Source organism: Pseudomonas sp. TMW 2.1634 (assembly GCF_001703595.1).
GTDB lineage: Bacteria > Pseudomonadota > Gammaproteobacteria > Pseudomonadales > Pseudomonadaceae > Aquipseudomonas > Aquipseudomonas fragi.
On the sequence record NZ_CP016849.1, the window covers coordinates 5,264,705 to 5,285,701 of the forward strand.

At 58.7% G+C, this 20,997-nt stretch carries 16 protein-coding genes; 14 read left to right on the forward strand and 2 right to left on the reverse strand.

Annotation, left to right across the window (positions count from 1 at the left end; translation table 11 throughout):
- Positions 1 to 113: 113 nt before the first annotated feature.
- The 4 genes from prpC to prpD all read left to right on the forward strand — a co-directional run bounded on the left by prpC (position 114) and on the right by prpD (position 6,886).
- Complete coding sequence (gene prpC / locus BFC21_RS25025; protein ID WP_086796046.1) at positions 114 to 1,241, forward strand: 2-methylcitrate synthase; 1,128 nt, start codon at positions 114 to 116, stop codon at positions 1,239 to 1,241.
- 167 nt (positions 1,242 to 1,408) lie between these two features.
- Complete coding sequence (gene acnD, locus BFC21_RS25030; protein ID WP_088379238.1) at positions 1,409 to 4,000, forward strand: Fe/S-dependent 2-methylisocitrate dehydratase AcnD; 2,592 nt, start codon at positions 1,409 to 1,411, stop codon at positions 3,998 to 4,000.
- Positions 4,001 to 4,047: 47 nt separating this feature from the next.
- Positions 4,048 to 5,238 carry a 2-methylaconitate cis-trans isomerase PrpF gene (prpF, locus tag BFC21_RS25035; protein ID WP_095005467.1) on the forward strand — a complete coding sequence of 397 codons (1,191 nt, stop codon included), beginning with the start codon at positions 4,048 to 4,050 and terminating at the stop codon, positions 5,236 to 5,238.
- Between the two features lie 163 nt (positions 5,239 to 5,401).
- A complete protein-coding gene (prpD, locus tag BFC21_RS25040; protein ID WP_088379239.1) occupies positions 5,402 to 6,886 on the forward strand; it encodes a 2-methylcitrate dehydratase in 1,485 nt (494 codons plus the stop codon).
- 106 nt (positions 6,887 to 6,992) lie between these two features.
- On the opposite strand, the gene BFC21_RS25050 is transcribed toward prpD, so the two are convergent.
- Complete coding sequence (locus BFC21_RS25050; protein ID WP_016779906.1) at positions 6,993 to 7,811, reverse strand: pyruvate, water dikinase regulatory protein; 819 nt, start codon at positions 7,809 to 7,811, stop codon at positions 6,993 to 6,995.
- A gap of 177 nt (positions 7,812 to 7,988) precedes the next feature.
- Between BFC21_RS25050 and ppsA the strand changes: the two genes are divergently transcribed.
- The 9 genes from ppsA to BFC21_RS25100 all read left to right on the forward strand — a co-directional run bounded on the left by ppsA (position 7,989) and on the right by BFC21_RS25100 (position 17,697).
- Positions 7,989 to 10,364 (forward strand): phosphoenolpyruvate synthase, encoded by a 2,376-nt coding sequence (gene ppsA, locus BFC21_RS25060; RefSeq protein ID WP_083369818.1) that lies wholly within the window; start codon positions 7,989 to 7,991, stop codon positions 10,362 to 10,364.
- Positions 10,365 to 10,468: 104 nt separating this feature from the next.
- Entirely contained in the window at positions 10,469 to 11,428 is a 960-nt protein-coding gene (locus BFC21_RS25065; protein WP_120266597.1) for an alpha/beta fold hydrolase, read from the forward strand.
- 714 nt (positions 11,429 to 12,142) lie between these two features.
- Positions 12,143 to 12,634, forward strand: coding sequence for a ribonuclease E activity regulator RraA (gene rraA / locus BFC21_RS25070; protein ID WP_095005471.1), 492 nt, complete (start codon positions 12,143 to 12,145; stop codon positions 12,632 to 12,634).
- Between the two features lie 24 nt (positions 12,635 to 12,658).
- On the forward strand, positions 12,659 to 13,654 hold the full coding sequence (locus tag BFC21_RS25075; RefSeq protein WP_016779911.1) for a CorA family divalent cation transporter: 996 nt from the start codon (positions 12,659 to 12,661) through the stop codon (positions 13,652 to 13,654).
- 63 nt (positions 13,655 to 13,717) lie between these two features.
- Complete coding sequence (locus tag BFC21_RS25080; RefSeq protein ID WP_016779912.1) at positions 13,718 to 13,963, forward strand: hypothetical protein; 246 nt, start codon at positions 13,718 to 13,720, stop codon at positions 13,961 to 13,963.
- A gap of 2 nt (positions 13,964 to 13,965) precedes the next feature.
- The gene (locus BFC21_RS25085; RefSeq protein ID WP_016779913.1) at positions 13,966 to 14,790 is read left to right on the forward strand and encodes a mechanosensitive ion channel domain-containing protein; all 825 of its coding nucleotides are present in this window, start codon (positions 13,966 to 13,968) and stop codon (positions 14,788 to 14,790) included.
- Positions 14,791 to 14,882: 92 nt separating this feature from the next.
- Entirely contained in the window at positions 14,883 to 15,473 is a 591-nt protein-coding gene (sigX, locus tag BFC21_RS25090) for an RNA polymerase sigma factor SigX (protein ID WP_029611289.1), read from the forward strand.
- A gap of 105 nt (positions 15,474 to 15,578) precedes the next feature.
- Positions 15,579 to 16,553, forward strand: a complete 975-nt coding sequence (locus tag BFC21_RS25095; RefSeq protein WP_088379240.1) for an OmpA family protein — start codon at positions 15,579 to 15,581, stop codon at positions 16,551 to 16,553.
- Between the two features lie 121 nt (positions 16,554 to 16,674).
- Positions 16,675 to 17,697: a quinone-dependent dihydroorotate dehydrogenase gene (locus BFC21_RS25100; RefSeq protein WP_120266598.1), complete on the forward strand. Its 1,023-nt coding sequence runs from the start codon at positions 16,675 to 16,677 to the stop codon at positions 17,695 to 17,697.
- A gap of 117 nt (positions 17,698 to 17,814) precedes the next feature.
- Here BFC21_RS25100 and rmf read toward each other — a convergent pair whose 3' ends face one another.
- Positions 17,815 to 18,030 carry a ribosome modulation factor gene (rmf, locus tag BFC21_RS25105; protein ID WP_081481023.1) on the reverse strand — a complete coding sequence of 72 codons (216 nt, stop codon included), beginning with the start codon at positions 18,028 to 18,030 and terminating at the stop codon, positions 17,815 to 17,817.
- Positions 18,031 to 18,570: 540 nt separating this feature from the next.
- On the opposite strand from rmf, the gene rlmKL reads away from it, so the two are divergent.
- A complete protein-coding gene (gene rlmKL, locus BFC21_RS25110; RefSeq protein WP_088379242.1) occupies positions 18,571 to 20,841 on the forward strand; it encodes a bifunctional 23S rRNA (guanine(2069)-N(7))-methyltransferase RlmK/23S rRNA (guanine(2445)-N(2))-methyltransferase RlmL in 2,271 nt (756 codons plus the stop codon).
- Positions 20,842 to 20,997 lie beyond the last annotated feature (156 nt).

Below are 20,997 nucleotides of genomic sequence, written 5' to 3' on the forward strand. Positions count from 1 at the left end.
CACAGTGATTCAGGCAAACCGTGTTGCCTGAATCGCGAGCAAGCCCGCTCCCACCTGTACATTGAATCAAGTAGTTGCCGAATCCCTAACAAATTCAAGATTGGAGAAGCGCAATGGCCGAAGCAAAAGTATTGAGTGGTGCCGGATTACGCGGCCAGGTGGCCGGGCAAACGGCCCTGTCCACCGTAGGCCAGGAAGGCGCGGGCCTCACTTATCGTGGTTATGACGTACGCGAACTGGCGGCCGAAGCCCGCTTCGAAGAAGTGGCTTACCTGCTGCTGTACGGCGAACTGCCGACTAAAACCGAACTGGCTGCCTACACCGCCAAGCTGCAAAAACTGCGCGATCTGCCCCAGGCATTGAAAGAAGTGCTGGAGCGCATTCCCGCCGACGCCCACCCGATGGACGTGATGCGCACCGGTTGTTCGTTCCTGGGCAACCTTGAGCCGGAAAAAGACTTCTCGCAGCAGCAGGACAAGACAGACCGCCTGCTGGCCGCCTTCCCGGCGATCATGTGCTACTGGTATCGCTTCAGCCATGACGGCAAACGCATCAATTGCGTGACCGACGAAGAGTCTATCGGCGGCCACTTCCTGCACTTGCTGCACGACAAGAAGCCGAGCGAGCTGCATGTCAAAGTGATGAACGTGTCACTGATCCTCTACGCCGAGCACGAGTTCAACGCCTCGACCTTTACTGCCCGTGTATGTGCCTCGACCTTGTCCGATCTGTATTCGTGCATCACCGCGGCCATCGGCTCGCTGCGCGGCCCGCTGCATGGCGGCGCCAACGAAGCGGCGATGGAAATGATCGAACGCTTCGGCTCGGCAGAAGAAGCAGTGCAGGGCACCCTCGGCATGCTGGCGCGCAAGGACAAGATCATGGGCTTTGGCCACGCGATCTACAAAGACAGCGACCCGCGTAACGAGGTGATCAAGGGCTGGTCGAAAAAACTTGCCGACGAAGTGGGCGACACCGTGCTGTTTCCGGTTTCCGAAGCCATCGACAAGACCATGTGGGAACAAAAGAAGCTGTTCCCCAACGCCGATTTCTACCATGCCTCGGCGTATCACTTCATGGGTATCCCGACCAAGCTGTTCACCCCGATCTTTGTCTGCTCGCGCCTGACCGGCTGGGCGGCACATGTGTTCGAACAGCGCGCCAACAACCGCATCATCCGTCCGAGCGCCGAGTACATCGGCGTAGAACAGCGCAAGTTCGTGCCAATCGAACGTCGCTGAGTGAGCAGGCCCAGAGCCGATTAAAAGGTGGGAGCGGGCTTGCCCGCGATGGCATCAACGCGGTCAGCCTGAGCGACCGCAGCGCTTGCATCGCGAGCACGCCCGCTCCCACATGAGTTCCTGGCCTGTTTGCCCTTTTGTACCTACCGTGATCGAGTCCTGCGCCAATGAATACTGAATTTCGCAAAACACTACCGGGCACCCGGCTGGATTATTTCGACACCCGTGCGGCGGTCGATGCGATCAAGCCCGGTGCGTATGACACGCTGCCTTATACCTCCCGCGTACTGGCCGAAAACCTGGTCCGGCGCTGTGATCCGGCCACCCTGAAGGCATCGCTGAGCCAGTTGATCGAGCGCAAGCGCGATCTCGACTTTCCATGGTTCCCGGCGCGTGTGGTGTGCCACGATATTCTGGGTCAGACCGCACTGGTCGACCTTGCCGGCCTGCGTGACGCCATTGCCCAGCAAGGCGGAGACCCGGCCCAGGTCAACCCGGTGGTGCCGACCCAACTGATCGTCGACCACTCGCTGGCGGTGGAATGCGGCGGTTATGACCCCGAGGCGTTTGAAAAGAACCGCGCCATCGAAGACCGTCGTAACGAAGACCGCTTCCACTTTATCGAGTGGACCAAAAAAGCCTTCAAGAACGTCGATGTGATCCCGCCGGGCAACGGCATCATGCACCAGATCAATCTGGAGAAAATGTCCCCGGTGATCCAGGTGCGCGACGGCGTGGCCTTTCCCGATACCTGTGTGGGCACTGACAGCCACACCCCGCATGTGGATTCCCTGGGCGTGATCGCCATTGGCGTCGGCGGCCTTGAAGCCGAAAGCGTCATGCTGGGCCGTGCCTCGTGGATGCGCCTGCCGGAAATCGTCGGCGTCGAACTGACCGGCAAGCTGCAACCGGGCATTACCGCCACCGATATGGTGCTGGCGCTCACCGAATTCCTGCGCAAGCAGAAAGTGGTCGGTGCCTGGCTGGAGTTCTTCGGTGAAGGCGCTGCGGCGCTGACCCTGGGCGACCGTGCCACCATCTCCAACATGGCCCCGGAATACGGCGCCACTGCGGCAATGTTCTATATCGACCAGCAAACCATCGACTACCTCAAGCTCACCGGTCGCGAAGACCAGCAAGTGCAACTGGTGGAGAACTACGCCAGGGTCAGCGGCCTGTGGGCCGACAGCCTCAAGGGCGCGCAATACGAGCGCAGCCTGAGTTTTGACCTGTCATCGGTGGTGCGCAACATGGCCGGGCCGAGCAACCCGCATGCGCGCGTGGCCACTACTGATCTGGCGGCCAAGGGCATCGCCGGTCAATGGGACGAAGTGCCGGGGCAAATGCCCGACGGCGCGGTCATCATTGCCGCCATTACCAGTTGCACCAACACCAGTAACCCGCGCAACGTAATCGCCGCGGGCTTGATGGCGCGCAATGCCAACAAGCTGGGCCTGAGCCGCAAACCGTGGGTCAAAACCTCGCTGGCGCCGGGTTCCAAAACCGTGGCCCTGTATCTTGACGAAGCCGGCTTGACCCACGAGCTGGAGAAGCTGGGCTTTGGCGTCGTGGCCTTTGCCTGCACCACCTGCAACGGCATGTCCGGCGCGCTGGACCCGGTGATCCAGCAGGAAATCATCGACCGCGACCTGTACGCCACGGCCGTATTGTCGGGTAACCGCAACTTTGACGGGCGCATTCACCCTTACGCCAAGCAGGCATTTCTCGCCTCGCCGCCGCTGGTGGTGGCCTACGCGATTGCCGGTACCATCCGCTTCGATATCGAGAAAGATGTATTGGGCCTGGACGCCAATGGCAACGAAGTCCGCCTGAAAGACATCTGGCCGAGCGATGAAGAAATCGACGCCGTGGTCAAGGCTGCGGTCAAGCCCGAGCAGTTTCGTCAGGTCTACATCCCGATGTTCGCCATTCACGAAGACACTGGCCCGAAAGTTGAGCCGCTGTACGACTGGCGCCCGCAGAGCACTTACATCCGCCGCCCGCCGTACTGGGAAGGCGCTCTGGCCGGGGCTCGTCCACTCAAGGGCATGCGCCCGTTGGCGGTGCTGCCGGACAACATCACCACGGACCACTTGTCGCCATCCAACGCCATCATGCTCGACAGCGCCGCAGGCGAATACCTGGCGAAAATGGGCTTGCCGGAAGTCGACTTCAACTCTTACGCCACTCACCGTGGTGACCACCTGACAGCCCAGCGCGCGACATTTGCCAACCCGAAACTGTTCAATGAAATGGTGGTGGAGGACGGCAAGGTCAAACAGGGTTCCCTGACTCGCCTTGAGCCGGAAGGCCAGGTGATGCGCATGTGGGAAGCCATTGAAACCTATATGGACCGCAAGCAGCCGCTGATCATCATCGCCGGTGCCGACTATGGTCAGGGCTCGTCCCGGGACTGGGCCGCCAAAGGCGTGCGCCTGGCAGGTGTCGAGGCCATCGCAGCCGAAGGTTTTGAGCGTATTCACCGCACCAACCTGGTGGGCATGGGCGTATTGCCGCTGGAATTCATGCCGGGTACCAACCGCAAGACCCTGCAGATCGACGGCAGTGAAACCTACGACGTGATCGGCGAGCGCACCCCCCGTGCCACGCTGACCCTGGTGATCACCCGGAAAAATGGCGAGCGCGTTGAAGTGCCGGTGACCTGCCGCCTGGACACCGCCGAAGAAGTCTCGATCTACGAAGCGGGCGGCGTGTTGCAGCGTTTTGCCCAGGACTTCCTGGAATCGGCGACCGCCTAACCCCAGCGCCGGGGCCAAGTGCCCCGGCTTTTACAGGACTTAGTGTTATGGCTTACCCAGCGCAAATCAGAATTCCCGCAACGTATATGCGTGGCGGCACCAGCAAGGGCGTGTTCTTCAGCCTGCTGGACCTGCCGGCCGTGGCTCAGGTGCCGGGCGCAGCCCGTGATGCCTTGTTGCTGCGCGTGATTGGCAGCCCTGACCCGTACGAAAAACAGATCGACGGCATGGGCGCGGCCACTTCCAGCACCAGCAAGACCGTAATCGTCAGCAAAAGCCTGCGCGCGGACCATGACGTCGATTACCTGTTCGGTCAGGTCGCCATCGACAAGCCGTTCGTGGACTGGAGCGGCAACTGCGGCAACCTGTCGGCGGCGGTGGGCTCGTTCGCAGTCAGCAGTGGTTTGGTGGATGCCGCGCGCATTCCGCAAAACGGCACGGCGGTGGTGCGTATCTGGCAGGCCAATATCGGCAAGACCATTATTGCCCATGTACCGATCACCGCAGGTGCGGTGCAGGAAACCGGTGATTTTGAGCTCGATGGCGTGACCTTCCCGGCGGCCGAAGTGCAACTGGAGTTTCTCGACCCGGCAGCGGATGAAGAGGGCGCAGGCGGTTCGATGTTCCCCACCGGCAACCTGGTCGATGACCTTGAGGTGCCGGGCGTCGGAACCCTGAACGTGACCCTGATCAATGCCGGGATCCCGACGATTTTCGTCAATGCCCGGGATATCGGTTATAGCGGTGCAGAGCTGCAAAACGACATTAATAGCGACCCGAAAGCCCTGGCCATGTTCGAAACCATCCGCGCCCACGGGGCGCTGCGCATGGGGTTGATCGACAAGCTGGAAGACGCGGCCAAGCGCCAGCACACACCCAAGGTGGCCTTTGTTGCGCCGCCTGCGGCGTATGTGTCGTCCAGTGGCAAGCCGGTCAGTGCCCAGAGCGTGGATTTGCTGGTGCGGGCCTTGTCGATGGGCAAGTTGCACCACGCCATGATGGGCACTGCAGCGGTGGCCATCGGTACCGCTGCAGCAATTCCGGGTACGCTGGTCAATCTGGCCGCGGGTGGCGAATTGCGCAGCGCCGTGCGTTTCGGCCATCCCTCGGGCACCTTGCGCGTGGGGGCCGAGGCCCGTCAGGTGGACGGCCAGTGGACCGTTACCAAGGCCATCATGAGCCGCAGTGCGCGGGTGCTGATGGAAGGTTGGGTGCGGGTGCCGGGGGATTCTTTTTGATCGGGTGAACCCTTTTGCCCTCACCCCAACCCTCTCCCTTCGGGAGAGGGCCAGGGAGAGGGGCTTTTGATTTTGATCCATCAAGCGGGCATTTCAGACCCGCAAAGTCACGATGAACCTGAGGATGGAACACGACCCTTACCCACTCTTTGGAGACTGCCCCATGAGCGCCAACGTCGACCTCAATAACCGCCCCGATTACGACCAGGTTTTGCAGGACATTGCCGATTATGTCCTGACCTACACCATCACCTCCCCCGAAGCCCTCGATACTGCCCGCAACTGCCTGATGGATACCTTGGGCTGTGGCCTGCTGGCGCTGCGTTTTCCGGAATGCACCAAGCACCTGGGGCCGATTGTCGAAGGCACGGTGGTGCCGTTTGGTGCCCGGGTGCCGGGCACTTCGTATCGTCTGGATCCGGTCAAGGCCGCATGGGACATCGGCTGCATCGTGCGTTGGCTGGATTACAACGACACCTGGCTGGCCGCAGAGTGGGGCCATCCTTCAGACAATCTGGGTGGCATTCTGGCGGTGGCCGATCATCTGTCGCAAAAGCGCGTAGCCAATGGCGAAGCGCCGTTGACGATGCGGGCGGTGCTCGACGCAATGATCATGGCTCACGAGATTCAGGGCGTGATGGCCCTGGAAAACTCCTTCAATCGTGTCGGCCTTGATCATGTGTTGCTGGTCAAGGTCGCCTCGACGGCGGTGTGCGCCAAGCTGATGGGCGCCAATCGCGAGCAGTTGTTGTCGGCACTGTCCCATGCCTTTGTGGATGGCCAGGCGTTGCGCACCTATCGTCATGCGCCGAACGCCGGGTCGCGCAAGTCCTGGGCGGCGGGGGACGCGTCGAGCCGTGGCGTGCGCCTGGCCGATATCGCCCTGCGCGGTGAAATGGGGATTCCCGGGGTGCTGACAGCGCCGCAATGGGGTTTTTATGATGTGCTGTTCAGCCATACCAACAAGGACCTGGCGCTCAAGCCCGAAGGTCAGCGTCAGTTCAGCCTGAGCCAGCCCTACGGCACCTATGTGATGGAGAACGTGCTGTTCAAGATCAGCTTCCCGGCCGAATTCCATGCGCAAACGGCCTGTGAAGCGGCGGTGACCCTGCACCCGCAGGTCAAGGATCGCTTGCACGACATCGAAAAAATCGTGATTACAACCCACGAATCAGCGATTCGGATCATTTCCAAGCAAGGCAAATTGGCCAACGCAGCGGACCGTGATCACTGCATTCAGTACATGACCGCCGTGCCGCTGGCCTTTGGCAATTTGATCGCCGAGCAGTACGAGGACGATTTTCACGCGGCCCATCCGATCATCGACCAGTTGCGGGACAAAATGGTAGTGGTTGAAAACCCGCGCTACACCCGCGAGTACCTGGAGGCGGACAAGCGCTCGATTGCCAATGCCATCGAGGTGTTTTTCACCGATGGCACCCGCACCGGGCAAGTGGAGGTGGAGTACCCGATTGGCCATCGCCGGCGCCGGGCCGAGGGGATTCCATTGCTGGAGGACAAGTTCAGGACCAACCTGGCGACCCGGTTCGTGGGCCAGCGCTGTGCGCAGATATTTGCCCTGTGCAAGGATCAGGCAGCGCTGGAAGCCACGCCGGTTAACCGGTTTGTGGATTTGTTGGTGATTTGAGACGGTGTGGGAGCGGGCTTGCTCGCGATGCAGGCGCTGCGGTCTTGGCGTATGACCGCGTTGATGCGATCGCGGGCAAGCCCGCTCCCACAGGCCCTCAGGGCTGTTACTTGAAACGCCGCTCCACGCCTTTTTCCACCAGGATCTTGGCCGAGATTTCTTCCACCGAGAAATGCGTGGAGTTGATATGCGGGATGTTTTCGCGCTGGAACAGGCGTTCAACCTCACGCACTTCAAACTCACACTGGGCAAAGCTGGAGTAGCGGCTGTTGGGCTTGCGTTCGTTGCGAATGGCGGTCAGGCGGTCCGGGTCGATGGTCAGGCCGAACAGCTTGTGTTTGTGTTCACGCAGTGCCGCCGGCAACTTGAGGCTTTCCATGTCGTCATCGGTCAGCGGGTAGTTGGCCGCGCGGATGCCGAATTGCATGGCCATGTACAGGCAGGTGGGGGTTTTGCCGCAACGGGACACGCCCACCAGGATCAGGTCGGCCTTGTCGTACTTGTGTGTACGGGCGCCGTCGTCGTTGTCGAGGGCAAAGTTCACTGCCTCGATACGCTCCATATAGTTGGAGTTGTGGCCAATGGAGTGGGACTTGCCCACTGAGTAAGAGGAATGCTCGCCCAGTGCCTGCTCCAGCGGAGCCAGGAAGCTGGAGAAGATATCGATCATGAAACCGTTGGACGTGGCGAGGATCTCGCGAATGTCCTGATTAACGATGGTGTCAAAGATAATCGGGCTGAAACCGTCCTTTTCGGCGGCGTTATCGATTTGTTGCACCATTGCCCGCGCTTTTTCCACGCTGTCTATGTAGGGGCGGGTGAATTTGCTGAAGGTCACATTCTCGAATTGTGCCAGCAAACTCTGGCCCAGGGTTTCGGCTGTAATGCCGGTGCCATCGGATATAAAGAAAGCAGATCGTTTCATTTGCGCCTTGGGCCTTAAGCTGGTGACGATTCTTGGATATGATAGGCGCGCTTTTGTCGCGCTACATGACAGGCAGTGTCACTTATTTTCCAGGTCCAGGCCACAATCGCTGCGATGACTCATGATGAGCATCCAGCGCCCTGAGCTTTTCCCAACACCGTTAGTGGAGAGATCACCTTGGTAGAGTACGTAGTTTCCCTCGATAAGCTCGGCGCCCATGACGTGGAGCATGTGGGGGGCAAGAACGCATCCCTCGGCGAGATGATCAGTAATCTTGCAGGCGCTGGTGTTTCAGTTCCCGGTGGCTTCGCCACGACTTCTCAGGCCTATCGTGATTTTCTCGAACTGAGCGGTTTGAACGACCAGATCCATGCTGCGCTGGATGCGCTCGATGTAGATGACGTCAATGCCCTGGCCAAAACCGGTGCACAGATCCGTCAATGGATCATGGAAGCCGAGTTCCCGGAGAAGCTCAACGCCGAAATTCGTACCGCCTTTGCTGCGCTGTCCCAGGGCAACCCGGACATGGCCGTCGCCGTGCGCTCCTCGGCCACCGCCGAAGACTTGCCGGACGCCTCCTTTGCCGGTCAGCAAGAAACCTTCCTGAACATCCGTGGCGTTGAAAACGTCATTCGTGCGGCCAAGGAGGTATTTGCCTCCCTGTTCAACGACCGCGCCATTTCTTATCGCGTGCACCAGGGCTTTGACCACAAACTGGTCGCCCTGTCGGCTGGCGTACAGCGCATGGTGCGCTCCGAAACCGGCACTGCGGGCGTGATGTTTACCCTGGACACCGAGTCGGGCTTCCGTGATGTAGTGTTCATTACCGGCGCCTACGGCCTGGGTGAAACCGTCGTACAAGGCGCGGTAAACCCGGACGAGTTCTACGTCCACAAACAAACCCTGGAAGCTGGCCGCCCTGCGATTCTGCGTCGCAACCTGGGCAGCAAAGCCATCAAGATGATCTACGGCGACGAAGCCAAGGCCGGCAAATCGGTCAAGGTGATCGATGTTGAAAAAGCCGATCGCGCGCGCTTCTGCCTGACCGACGCCGAAGTCAGTGAACTGGCCAAGCAGGCCATGATCATCGAGAAGCACTACAAGTGCCCGATGGACATCGAGTGGGCCAAGGACGGTGATGACGGCAAGCTGTACATCGTTCAGGCGCGCCCGGAAACCGTGAAAAGCCGCAGCGCCGGCAATGTCATGGAACGCTACCTGCTCAAGGAAACCGGTACGGTACTGGCTGAAGGCCGTGCCATTGGCCAGCGCATCGGCGCAGGCAAGGTACGCATCATCAAGGACGTCTCGGAAATGGACAAAGTCCAGCCGGGCGACGTGCTGGTTTCCGATATGACCGACCCTGACTGGGAGCCGGTGATGAAGCGCGCCAGCGCCATCGTTACCAACCGTGGCGGTCGTACCTGCCATGCGGCGATCATCGCCCGCGAGCTGGGCATCCCGGCCGTGGTGGGTTGTGGCAACGCCACCCAGCTATTGAAGGATGGCCAGGGCGTTACCGTTTCCTGTGCTGAAGGCGATACCGGGTTTATCTTCGAAGGCGAACTGGGCTTCGATATCAAGAAGAACTCCGTGGACGCCATGCCGGACCTGCCGTTCAAGATCATGATGAACGTCGGCAACCCGGACCGTGCCTTTGACTTCGCGCAGTTGCCGAACGCCGGTGTGGGCCTGGCCCGCCTGGAGTTCATCATCAACCGCATGATCGGCGTACACCCCAAGGCGCTGCTGAACTACGATGGCCTGCCACAGGAAATCAAGGACAGCGTCGACAAGCGCATCGCCGGTTACAGCGATCCAGTGGGTTTCTACGTTGAGAAACTGGTTGAAGGCATCAGCACCCTGGCTGGCGCATTTACCCCGAAGAAAGTGATCGTGCGTCTGTCGGACTTCAAGTCCAACGAATACGCGAACCTGATCGGCGGCAAGCTCTACGAGCCGGAAGAAGAAAACCCGATGCTGGGTTTCCGTGGTGCTTCGCGTTATATCAGCGAAAACTTCCGTGACTGCTTCGAGCTCGAGTGCCGTGCGCTCAAGCGTGTACGCAACGAGATGGGCTTTACCAACGTCGAAATCATGGTGCCGTTCGTGCGTACCTTGGGCGAAGCGAGCCAGGTGATCGACCTGCTGGCCAAAAACGGCCTCAAGCGCGGCGAAAATGGCCTGCGCGTGATCATGATGTGCGAGTTGCCGTCCAACGCGATCCTGGCTGAAGAGTTCCTGGAGTACTTCGACGGTTTCTCCATCGGCTCCAACGACCTGACCCAGCTGACCCTGGGCCTGGACCGTGACTCCGGTGTGATCGCGCACCTGTTTGACGAGCGTAACCCGGCGGTTAAAAAGCTGCTGTCCAACGCCATCCAGGCGTGCAACAAGGCAGGCAAGTACATCGGTATTTGCGGCCAGGGCCCGTCCGATCACCCGGACCTGGCGCTGTGGCTGATGGAGCAGGGCATCGAAAGCGTTTCCCTGAACCCGGACAGCGTGCTGGAAACCTGGTTCTTCCTGGCAGAAGGTCAAGCCAAGGCTTGAGTCGTTGAGAGAAGAGCAGGGCAGCCGTGAGGCTGCCCTGCTCTTTATAGGCAGTGGTAGGGCGAGTTCTTTATGAGCGTCGCCCTTTTTTGTGCAAGAGCATTATGCAAAGCAGCAGTCTCCTTTTTCCCGTTGCCCTGATCAGCGCTGAGCGTCGGGGCGACCTGAGCGAAGATGTCTATCGCTTGAAACCCGCCAACAGCCCGGATATCTCCGTTGAGCTGGTGGTCACCCGGCTGGGCATGGCCGACGACAGCCAGGTACGCGGCGTGCCGGTTATTCTGTTGCATGGCAGTTTTTCCAACCGGCGCTTCTGGTACTCACCCAAGGGCGTGGGGCTGGGCGCTTATCTGGCGCGTGCCGGGTTTGATGTGTGGCTGGCGGAAATGCGCGGCCACGGCCTGTCGTCGCGCAATGTCAGCTGGAGCAAGAACCGCGTGGCGGACTATGCCCGGTACGATTTGCCGGCCATAGCGGCCTTTGTTCGTGAGCAAAGCGGGCAGGTTCCCCGCTGGATCGGCCACTCCCAGGGGGCTATCAGCCTGGCAGCGGCCTTGGGCGGCAAGTACCTGAGCGAGATGGACGTGGCCTCGGCGGCATTTTTTGGCTGTCAGATCAATCGGCGCTACTGGTCGTTGAAAATCCCTCCTGTGCAGTGGGGTGCATATTTATTGTTGCGGCGTTTTGCACAGTTGTCGGGGACGCGACTCAAGCGTGGCCCGGAAGACGAGCCGGTCAGCATTGCCCTGGAAACCCTGCGCTGGAATGGTTTTATGGGGCGTTTCAAGGATGCCGAGCGTGACTGGTGGGCCGGTTTGGCCGAGGTTCAGGTGCCGGCGCTGGTAGTGGCAGCCGTGGGTGACCGGCAAACGCCGGAGTGGGCATGCCGCAAGCTGTTCGACCAACTGGGGTCTGAGCGGCGTACATTCGTGGTACTGGGCCGTGAGCAGGGTTTCAGCTCTGATTTCAGTCACGTCGAAATGCTGGTCAGCCAGCCTGCGCAGCAGGAAGTATGGCCGTTGGTGCGTGATTGGCTACTAAAAGGCACTACGAAATCGTTGTAGATACTCTGTTGCAGGCTCGCTCCCACAGTTGAAATTTCTTTCAGACTTTGTAGTCGCTGACGAGCGGAGCGAGGCTGCGATCGAGTGCGCAGCGCTCGTAAAACCGGACACTGCGCTCGTTCAGGTAAATCCCAGGCTCAGATTTTACGGTCGCTGCGCAACCGGACGCAGCCTCGCTCCGCTCGTCAGCGACTACAGGAAAACAGTTAATTCGCGTACATATCCGGCATTTGCATATAACTGGAATATTGGTTTCGCCCTTACGGCGAGTCCCTTTTGTCAAACAGCCACAAAAGGAACCAAAAAGGCCTTGCCCCTGGCGTACGGCCTTCGCTGCGCTCAGGTTCCCTCGCGCAGGTTAGCTCCGTGGGCCCGCCGCCACGGGCCATCCCTGGCCCATCGCGGCTCTCCCGGCATCCATGCCGGTCGACCCACTCCACAGAACCTCCTCTCGGCCTCCCGATGGGGCGGTAGATCAAAAGCAGATCAAAAGCCGCCGAGGCGGCCGACCGGCCGGCCTGTTGGCATCAGTGTGTGCTGCTACGGATAGCGAGTGACCCGATATCGCGAGGTGGTCATAACTTGTTCTTTTGTGTGATATTAGTTGTCACTAGTAGCCTGCACGACTTTTAAAGCCAGCCTGCGCCAAAGCGTCTATAACCATAGTGCAATCGTTGTTTCGCTGTTGTGCCCACCCCAAACAGGAGCTTTCCCGTGAATCACTACATCACCCCCGATCTGTGCGATGCCTACCCTGAACTGGTGCAGGTGCTTGAGCCGATGTTCAGCAATTTCGGCGGGCGCGACTCCTTCGGGGGCGAGATCGTGACCATCAAGTGCTTTGAGGACAACTCCCGGGTCAAGGAGCAGGCCGAACTCAACGGAGAAGGCAAAGTGCTGGTGGTCGATGGCGGTGGTTCCCTGCGCCATGCCTTGCTGGGCGACATGATTGCGGATCGGGCGGCAAAAAATGGCTGGGAAGGTATTATCATTTACGGCTGCATTCGCGACGTCGATGTGCTCGCGCAAACCGCTCTGGGTGTGCAGGCCTTGGCCAGCCACCCGCTCAAGAGCAACCGCCGCGGTGTTGGCGATGTCAATGTGCCGGTCACGTTTGCAGGTGTCACGTTTCGCCCCGGAGAATTCATTTACGCCGACAACAACGGCGTTATCATCTCGCCAACTGCTCTGAAAATGCCGGGCTAAACGCATTACCATTAAGGATCACGGATGTTCGAAGAAGAAAACGCTCAATGGGGGCTGGTGCACGCGCTGGTGCTGGATGGTGAAGGTGGTGCGCGTTCGATTGCGCGCACCGAGCTGAACGATCTTCAGTTAAAGGCCCACGAAAGCCTTTGGCTGCACTGGGATCGCAGCCACCCGCAAACCCAGAGCTGGCTGCGCGACTCCAGCGGCTTGAGTGATTTCAACTGTGACCTGCTGCTTGAAGAAAATACCCGCCCGCGCCTGGTGCCCGCCCCCAACAATGAACTGCTGCTGTTTATGCGCGGGGTCAATCTGAACCCGGGCGCAGAGCCGGAAGACATGGTGTCGCTGCGTATTTTCGGCAGCGCGCAGCGCTTGATTTCGCTGCGCATGCGACCGCTGCGGGCGACCGATGAGTTGCTCAATGAGTTTTCCCAGGGCGAAGGCCCGAAAAACCCCTCTGAATTGATCCTGTATCTGGCCCAGCACCTGACACTGAAGGTGCAGGACTTGATCGGCGAGCTGTCAGAAATCGTCGATGACGAGGAAGACAAAATAGATGCCGACGAACGGTATACCCCTGATCACAACGCGTTGTTGCAGGTGCGTCGAAGGGCGGCCGCCTTGCGTCGATTCCTCGCCCCGCAGCGGGATATTTTCGGTCAGCTCACGCGTATAAAATTACCCTGGTTCAGCGCCGATGATGCCGATTACTGGAACGAGCTGAACAACAGCCTGACCCGCTATCTCGAAGAGCTTGAACTGACCCGCGAGCGCGTGGGGCTGGTGCTCGAGTCGGAAGACCGGCGCCTGAACGTGCGCATGAGCCGCATCATGTACCGCTTTGGTGTGCTCACGGGGATCTTCCTGCCGATCACCTTTATTACCGGTTTGCTGGGCATTAATGTGGGCGGCGTGCCGTTCTCCGATGATTCCTATGGCTTTGCGATAACCTGCGCTGTAATGCTGGTGATCGGGGCGGGGCAATGGTGGTTTTATCGCCGTTTGCAGTGGCTGTGATCGGGGTGAATGTGACCCCGGCAAATGTCCCTTCGTCTTTTACTGACTTACCGAGAGGTGCTTATGCACGATCCGTTTGAACAGTCGTTGCGTGAAATGCTCAAGGCCGAGCCGTCCAACCGGGACGACGACGCTTGCCTGGGCCGCGTGCTGAAAACCGCCAACCGCCAGGTCGGTGCGGGGGACCTTTTCAGCCTGTTGGGCCGCTGGATGCAAGCACTGATGATTGCTTTGAACAGCGGTTCGGCTCATATTGCGCCCGTTTCGCGACGCAAACCTGCTGCTCGCCCTGTTGATAAGGCTGATTGAACATGGAATTGAATGTCTGGACCCAAAGCCTGGTCGCGGCGATGACTGCCTTGTGGACCAAGATTGCGAACTTTATTCCCAACCTCTTCGGTGCGTTGGTGGTGGTACTGCTGGGCTTCGTGGTTGCCAAACTGCTTGACGCCCTGCTGTCCAAGCTACTCGCCAAACTGGGTCTTGATCGCTTGATGGGCGGTACCGGCCTGACCAAGATTCTGGCTCGAGTCGGCATCCAGGTGCCCATTTCGACGCTGATTGGCAAGATTGTTTACTGGTTTGTGTTACTGGTGTTCCTGGTTTCGGCGGCGCAGTCGCTGGGGCTGGACCGCGTATCATCTGCGCTGGACCTGTTGACGGTCTATCTGCCCAAGGTCTTTGGTGCGCTGCTGGTTCTGCTGGCAGGTGTGTTGCTGGCCCAGGTGCTCAACGGCCTGGTGCGTGGCGCTGCCGAGAGCGTGGGTTTTGATTACGCCAGCGGCCTGGGTCGGGTGACTCAGGGGTTGGTGATCATCATCAGTATTTCCGTGGCTATCAGCCAGCTTGAGGTCAAAACCGACCTGCTGAACCATGTGATTGTGATTGTGTTGATTACCGTTGGTCTGGCGATTGCACTGGCAATGGGGCTGGGCAGCCGCGAAATCGCGGGTCAGATACTGGCGGGGATCTATGTGCGTGAGTTGTATCAAGTAGGGCAAGAAGTGCGTGTGGGCGAGGTCGAAGGGCAGATCGAGGAAATTGGCACGGTTAAAACCACGTTGCTGACCGATGAGGGTGAGCTAGTCTCCATCTCGAACCGGATCTTGTTGGAGCAGCATGTAACCAGCCGCTAAGGCGGTAAACCCTGCTAATGTACGCCGCCGCAAAAATAGCCATGATTCAAAGGCTGCGGCGGACATTGACCTGACTGTTGGCACAACTCGTTTTGAATAAAGCCCAATCGCTATCCATGCGCTATGACCCCCGCGAGCTCTCTGATGAGGAGCTGGTGGCGCGCTCGCATGATGAGTTGTTTCACGTCACGCGCGCCTATGAAGAGCTGATGCGCCGCTATCAACGTACTTTGTTCAACGTTTGTTCAAGGTATTTAGGGAACGATAGAGACGCTGATGATGTCTGTCAGGAAGTCATGCTGAAAGTGCTGTACGGTTTGAAGAATTTCGAAGGCAAGTCGAAATTCAAGACATGGCTATATAGCATCACCTACAACGAATGCATTACGCAGTATCGCAAGGAACGGCGAAAGCGTCGCTTGATGGACGCATTAAGCATTGACCCCCTCGAGGAAGCGTCCGAAGAAAAGGCGCCGAAACCTGAGGAAAAGGGCGGGCTTGATCGCTGGCTGGTGCATGTGAATCCGATTGATCGAGAGATTTTGGTGCTGCGATTTGTCGCAGAACTGGAATTTCAGGAAATCGCAGACATAATGCATATGGGTTTGAGCGCGACAAAGATGCGTTACAAGCGTGCTCTTGATAAATTGCGTGAGAAATTTGCAGGCATTGCTGAAACTTAGTTCAGCGCAAATGGCTCTACGTGTAGGCAAGGTCTGATAGACTTGCCGCCGAGTTGTCCCCCGGTTGTGGGACTGCTTTACAATCACCAGATGGGGATTTAACGGATGAAACTGAAAAACACCTTGGGCATTGCCATTGGTTCCTTTGTAGCCGCAACTTCGTTCGGTGCCCTGGCACAAGGCCAAGGCGCGGTCGAGGGTGAACTGTTCTACAAAAAACAGTACAACGACAGCGTCAAGCACGTAGAAGACGGCTACAACCCAGGCGCATCGATCGGTTACTTCCTGACCGACGACGTTTCGTTGAACCTGACCTACGACACCACCAACCACACCCGTTCGAATGACGGCACTGGCCACCAGAAAATCAAAGGCGACAACTTTGGTCTGAACGCTCAGTACCACTTCGGCACCGTAGGCGACGCTCTGCGTCCATACGTTTCCGGCGGTGTTGCTCACAAGAGCATGACCAACGTTGAGGCTGACGGCCACAGCGGTCGCGACAAGTCGACTTTCCTGACTGCAGGCGCTGGTGTTAAGTGGTACATCACTGACAACCTGTTCGCCCGTGCTGGCGTTGAAGCTGACTACAAACTGGACAACGGCAAGTGGGACTACGCTCCTACCGTTGGTCTGGGTGTGAACTTCGGCGGCAACGGCGGTAAAGTCGCTCCTGCTCCAGTTCCAGCTCCAGCACCAGTTGAGCCAGAACCAGAAGCTCCGATCGCTGAAGTTGTTCGCGTTGAACTTGACGTGAAATTCGACTTCGACAAGTCGGTTGTTAAATCGCAGTACATGCCTGACATCAACAACGTTGCTGATTTCATGAAGCAGTACCCTGCGACCACCACTACTGTTGCTGGTTACACCGACAGTGTTGGTCCTGACGCCTACAACCAGAAACTGTCGCAGCGTCGTGCTGACGCTGTTCGTGCAGCCCTGGTTAACCAAGGTGTTGCAGCTAACCGTGTAGACGCAGTCGGCCACGGTAAAGCTAACCCAGTTGCAAGCAACGCAACTGAAGAAGGCCGTGCTCTGAACCGTCGCGTAGAAGCTACCGTTCAAGCAGAAGCTAAGTAATTTTTAGCTAGGCTGTTCAGAAAAACCCGGCTCCGGCCGGGTTTTTCTTTGCCTGTGATTTAGCGAAGCGCGCAGCTATAATCGCGCTCTCTTCAAGTAACCCTTTGAGTCCAATCAGCCCATGTATAACCTGGCCCGCCAGTTGCTCTTCAAACTTTCCCCTGAAACCTCCCACGACCTGTCCCTGGACTTGATCGGCGCAGGTGGCCGTCTCGGGCTTAACGGTTTGTTGTGCAAGGCGCCGGCAAGGCTGCCAGTGACGGTGATGGGGCTGGATTTTCCGAACCCGGTCGGCCTGGCCGCGGGGCTGGACAAAAATGGTGCGGCCATTGATGGCTTTGCACAGCTGGGCTTTGGCTTTGTTGAGATCGGCACCGTGACGCCGCGTCCTCAGCCGGGCAACCCCAAGCCACGTATTTTTCGACTGCCTGAAGCACAAGCGATCATCAACCGCATGGGGTTCAACAACCTTGGCGTTGATCATCTGCTGACGCGGGTTCAGGCAGCCAGGTACAGCGGTATCCTGGGTATCAACATCGGCAAGAACTTCGACACGCCGGTTGAACGTGCGGTCGATGACTACCTGATTTGCCTGGACAAGGTGTATGAGCACGCCAGTTATGTGACTGTAAACGTCAGCTCGCCCAACACCCCAGGTTTGCGCACCCTACAATTCGGTGATTCGCTCAAGCAATTGCTCGAAGCCCTACAGGTGCGTCAGAACGAACTGACACAGCGCCACGGCAAGCGCGTACCGCTGGCGATCAAGATCGCCCCTGACATGACCGACGAAGAAACCGTGCTCGTGGCTCAGGCGCTCCTGGAGACGGGTATGGACGCGGTTATCGCCACCAACACAACACTGAGCCGGGTGGGTGTGGAAGGGATGGAGCATGGCGACGAGGCGGGTGGCCTGTCTGGCGCACCGGTTCGCGAGAAAAGCACTCACACGGTGTCCGTGCTGGCCGGTGAGCTGGCAGGGCGTATGCCAATTATCGCTGCGGGCGGAATCACCGAAGGCAAGCACGCGGCTGAGAAGATCGCTGCGGGTGCCAGCCTGGTACAGATCTATTCGGGCTTTATCTACAAGGGCCCGGCCTTGATTCGTGAGTCGGTCGACGCCATTTCTGCCTTGCCACGTTGATTGGCAGGCAATAAAAAGGGCTCCCCTAAGGAGCCCTTGGGCCGAAGCCCGCCGCCTGGATAGGACGGCAAGGTTGAGTCGGTACAGCTTCAAGGTGATGTCGGATCTTGCCCAGAGTTAGCCGACAGCGTGAAGTTCGTTGAGTCTGTGGATGCCCGCAGTGCCAGTCATACCGTCCCAGTTGTCGCCGCGTCCTTCGCGCCAGCCGTTAATCCAGGCTTGGCGTACCGACGGTAGAGTAAAAGGGCAAAGCTCGCGGGATTTTCCAGTAACACCGTATTGATATCCGCGTAGGAACGCTTTTTCCAACGGATCACGCTTAAGTCTTCTCATAGGGTATTGCCCTCACTTGTTGACTGTTTTATTTAGCGTCGACCTTCCTGAGGTCGGGGCAGAGTGTTCTGCCGTTGGTGTGCTCGCTGCCGGCGTGGCGAGCATTTCGTCAGGGCCTGTGCGGCCATAACCTGTGTTGAGTTCTAACCAATGCGCCAAGGCGTGTGAATGATCGTTTTGTCATAAGGACGTAACGATAATGGTGTTAAGGCCATAAGTAAGGTCGCTTTTTCGCTGCGAATTACGACCAAAGCCTGATAGGGCGAGTGTTTGCAAAGCTGATGAGTTTCATTCTCTGCCGTGAATAACCGCCTGTTTCAATGGGGTACTATTCGACGAAGGGTCTGAATATGACCAGTTGTTTCTCGATAAATGACCTGCCTCTGCGTCTAAACTCTTCGTGCCACAAGGCATGAATGACGCTTCGGTGGAACGGCACAGTTTCGTGCCATGCGAGCGCTCTTCAAGAAAAGCGCTTGATTGAAAACGGAGCAGGCAATGCGTTGCCTCTTCACAGATAGCTTAAAGCTCAGGAATCCCATGTCGGATCGTTACGAACTCTTCCTTACCTGCCCCAAAGGCCTTGAAGGCCTGCTCCTCGAAGAGGCCACCGGCCTAGGCCTGGAGGAAGCCCGCGAGCATACCTCGGCCATTCGAGGCATGGCGGATATGGAAACTGCCTACCGCCTGTGTCTGTGGTCGCGTCTTGCCAACCGTGTGCTGCTGGTGCTCAAGCGTTTCCCGATGAAGGACGCTGAAGACCTGTACCACGGTGTGCTGGACGTTGACTGGCAAGACCATATGGTCCCGGATGGCACCCTGGCCGTTGAGTTCAGTGGTCACGGTTCGGGTATCGACAACACCCACTTCGGTGCGTTGAAGGTAAAAGACGCCATCGTCGACAAGCTGCGTACGCCGAGCGGTGAGCGTCCTTCGATCGACAAGATCAGCCCCGACATGCGCATCCACCTGCGCCTGGACCGTGGCGAAGCCATCCTGTCGCTGGACCTGTCGGGCAGCAGCCTGCACCAGCGCGGCTACCGTCTGCAGCAGGGTGCGGCACCGCTGAAGGAAAACCTCGCGGCAGCCATTCTGATTCGTGCCGGCTGGCCGCGCATGGCGGCCGAAGGCGCTGCCCTGGCTGACCCGATGTGCGGTGTGGGTACGTTCCTCGTCGAAGGTGCGATGATCGCCGCCGATATGGCGCCGAACCTCAATCGTATCCATTGGGGTTTCGATGCCTGGCTCGGCCACATTCCGGCCATCTGGAAAAAACTCCACGACGAAGCCACCGAGCGCGCCGAGATCGGCATGGCCAAGCCACCGCTGTGGATTCGTGGTTATGAAGCCGATCCGCGCCTGATCCAGCCAGCGCGCAATAACATCGAGCGTGCGGGCCTGAGCCACTGGATCAAGATTTACCAGGGCGAAGTCGCGACCTTCGAGCCGCGCCCGGACCAGAACCAGAAAGGCCTGGTGATTTGTAACCCGCCGTACGGCGAGCGCCTGGGTGATGAGGCGAGCCTGCTCTACCTCTACCAGAACCTCGGCGAACGCCTGCGTCAGGCCTGTCTGAACTGGGAGGCGGCGGTGTTTACCGGTGCCCCGGACCTGGGCAAGCGCATGGGCATCCGCAGCCACAAGCAGTATTCGTTCTGGAACGGCGCCTTGCCGTGCAAGTTGTTGTTGATCAAAGTGGTGCCGGATCAGTTCGTGACCGGCGAGCGTCGTACTCCCGAGCAGCGTCAGGCTGAGCGTGAGCAGGCCGAGTCCGATCTGCCTTCCAACATCGAAGCGCCGACCAAGTACGAGAAGTTCAACAAGAACGGCAACCCGATCAAGCCGGCCCCGGTGGTGATCGAGCAGCCGCGCTTGAGCGAAGGCGGGCAGATGTTTGCCAATCGCCTGCAAAAGAACCTCAAGGCGCTGGGCAAGTGGGTCAAGCGCGAAGGTATCGATTGCTACCGTGTCTACGACGCCGACATGCCTGAATACTCGATGGCAATCGACCTGTATCACGACTGGGTTCACGTCCAGGAGTACGCGGCACCCAAGTCCATCGATCCGATAAAGGCTTCGGAGCGCATGTTCGATGCCCTGGCGGCCATCCCGCAGGCACTGAACGTCGACAAGAGCCGGGTGATCGTCAAGCGCCGCGAGCGTCAGAGCGGCACCAAGCAGTACGAGCGCCAGAGTGCCCAGGGCAAGTTCACCGAGGTCAATGAAGGCGGCGTCAAGCTGCTGGTCAACCTCACCGACTACCTGGACACCGGTCTGTTCCTGGACCACCGCCCGATGCGCATGCGCATCCAGAAAGAGGCTGCGGGCAAGCGCTTCCTCAATCTGTACTGCTACACCGCAACGGCCAGCGTCCATGCAGCCAAGGGCGGCGCGCGCAGCACCACCAGCGTTGACCTGTCGAAAACCTATCTGGACTGGGCGCGTCGCAACCTGTCCCTGAACGGTTTCTCGGACAAGAACCGTCTGGAGCAAAGTGATGTGATGGTGTGGCTGGATGCCTGCCGCGAAGAGTACGACCTGATCTTTATCGATCCGCCGACTTTCTCCAACTCCAAGCGCATGGAAGGTATCTTCGATGTGCAGCGTGATCACGTGCAATTGCTGGATCTGGCCATGGCCCGTCTGGCGCCGGGTGGCGTGCTGTACTTCTCGAACAACTTCCGCAAGTTCATTCTTGATGAACACCTGGAGGCGCGTTACTCGGTTGAAGAAATCACTGCCAGCACCATCGACCCGGACTTTGCCCGCAACAGCAAAATCCACCGTGCCTGGAAAATCATGGCACGCTGAGAGTCGTTGACGTGATTGTGGGCGCGGGCTTGCTCGCGATGGTGTCGCCGCGGTTTGCCTGATTAACCGTGCCGCCTGCATCGCGGGCAAGCCCGCTCCCACAGAAAAAACGCCCCTGATCGGCAAGGTCAGGGGCGTTTTTTATTGCCTGGCCAA

What these genes read in the sequence shown, in the direction of transcription:
- prpC (WP_086796046.1), top strand. Translation starts at nt 114, where the DNA reads ATGGCCGAAGCAAAAGTATTGAGTGGTGCCGGATTACGCGGCCAGGTG.
- acnD (WP_088379238.1), top strand. Translation starts at nt 1,409, where the DNA reads ATGAATACTGAATTTCGCAAAACACTACCGGGCACCCGGCTGGATTAT.
- prpF (WP_095005467.1), top strand. Translation starts at nt 4,048, where the DNA reads ATGGCTTACCCAGCGCAAATCAGAATTCCCGCAACGTATATGCGTGGC.
- prpD (WP_088379239.1), top strand. Translation starts at nt 5,402, where the DNA reads ATGAGCGCCAACGTCGACCTCAATAACCGCCCCGATTACGACCAGGTT.
- BFC21_RS25050 (WP_016779906.1), bottom strand. Translation starts at nt 7,811, where the DNA reads ATGAAACGATCTGCTTTCTTTATATCCGATGGCACCGGCATTACAGCC.
- BFC21_RS25065 (WP_120266597.1), top strand. Translation starts at nt 10,469, where the DNA reads ATGCAAAGCAGCAGTCTCCTTTTTCCCGTTGCCCTGATCAGCGCTGAG.
- BFC21_RS25075 (WP_016779911.1), top strand. Translation starts at nt 12,659, where the DNA reads ATGTTCGAAGAAGAAAACGCTCAATGGGGGCTGGTGCACGCGCTGGTG.
- BFC21_RS25080 (WP_016779912.1), top strand. Translation starts at nt 13,718, where the DNA reads ATGCACGATCCGTTTGAACAGTCGTTGCGTGAAATGCTCAAGGCCGAG.
- BFC21_RS25085 (WP_016779913.1), top strand. Translation starts at nt 13,966, where the DNA reads ATGGAATTGAATGTCTGGACCCAAAGCCTGGTCGCGGCGATGACTGCC.
- BFC21_RS25095 (WP_088379240.1), top strand. Translation starts at nt 15,579, where the DNA reads ATGAAACTGAAAAACACCTTGGGCATTGCCATTGGTTCCTTTGTAGCC.
- BFC21_RS25100 (WP_120266598.1), top strand. Translation starts at nt 16,675, where the DNA reads ATGTATAACCTGGCCCGCCAGTTGCTCTTCAAACTTTCCCCTGAAACC.
- rmf (WP_081481023.1), bottom strand. Translation starts at nt 18,030, where the DNA reads ATGAGAAGACTTAAGCGTGATCCGTTGGAAAAAGCGTTCCTACGCGGA.
- rlmKL (WP_088379242.1), top strand. Translation starts at nt 18,571, where the DNA reads ATGTCGGATCGTTACGAACTCTTCCTTACCTGCCCCAAAGGCCTTGAA.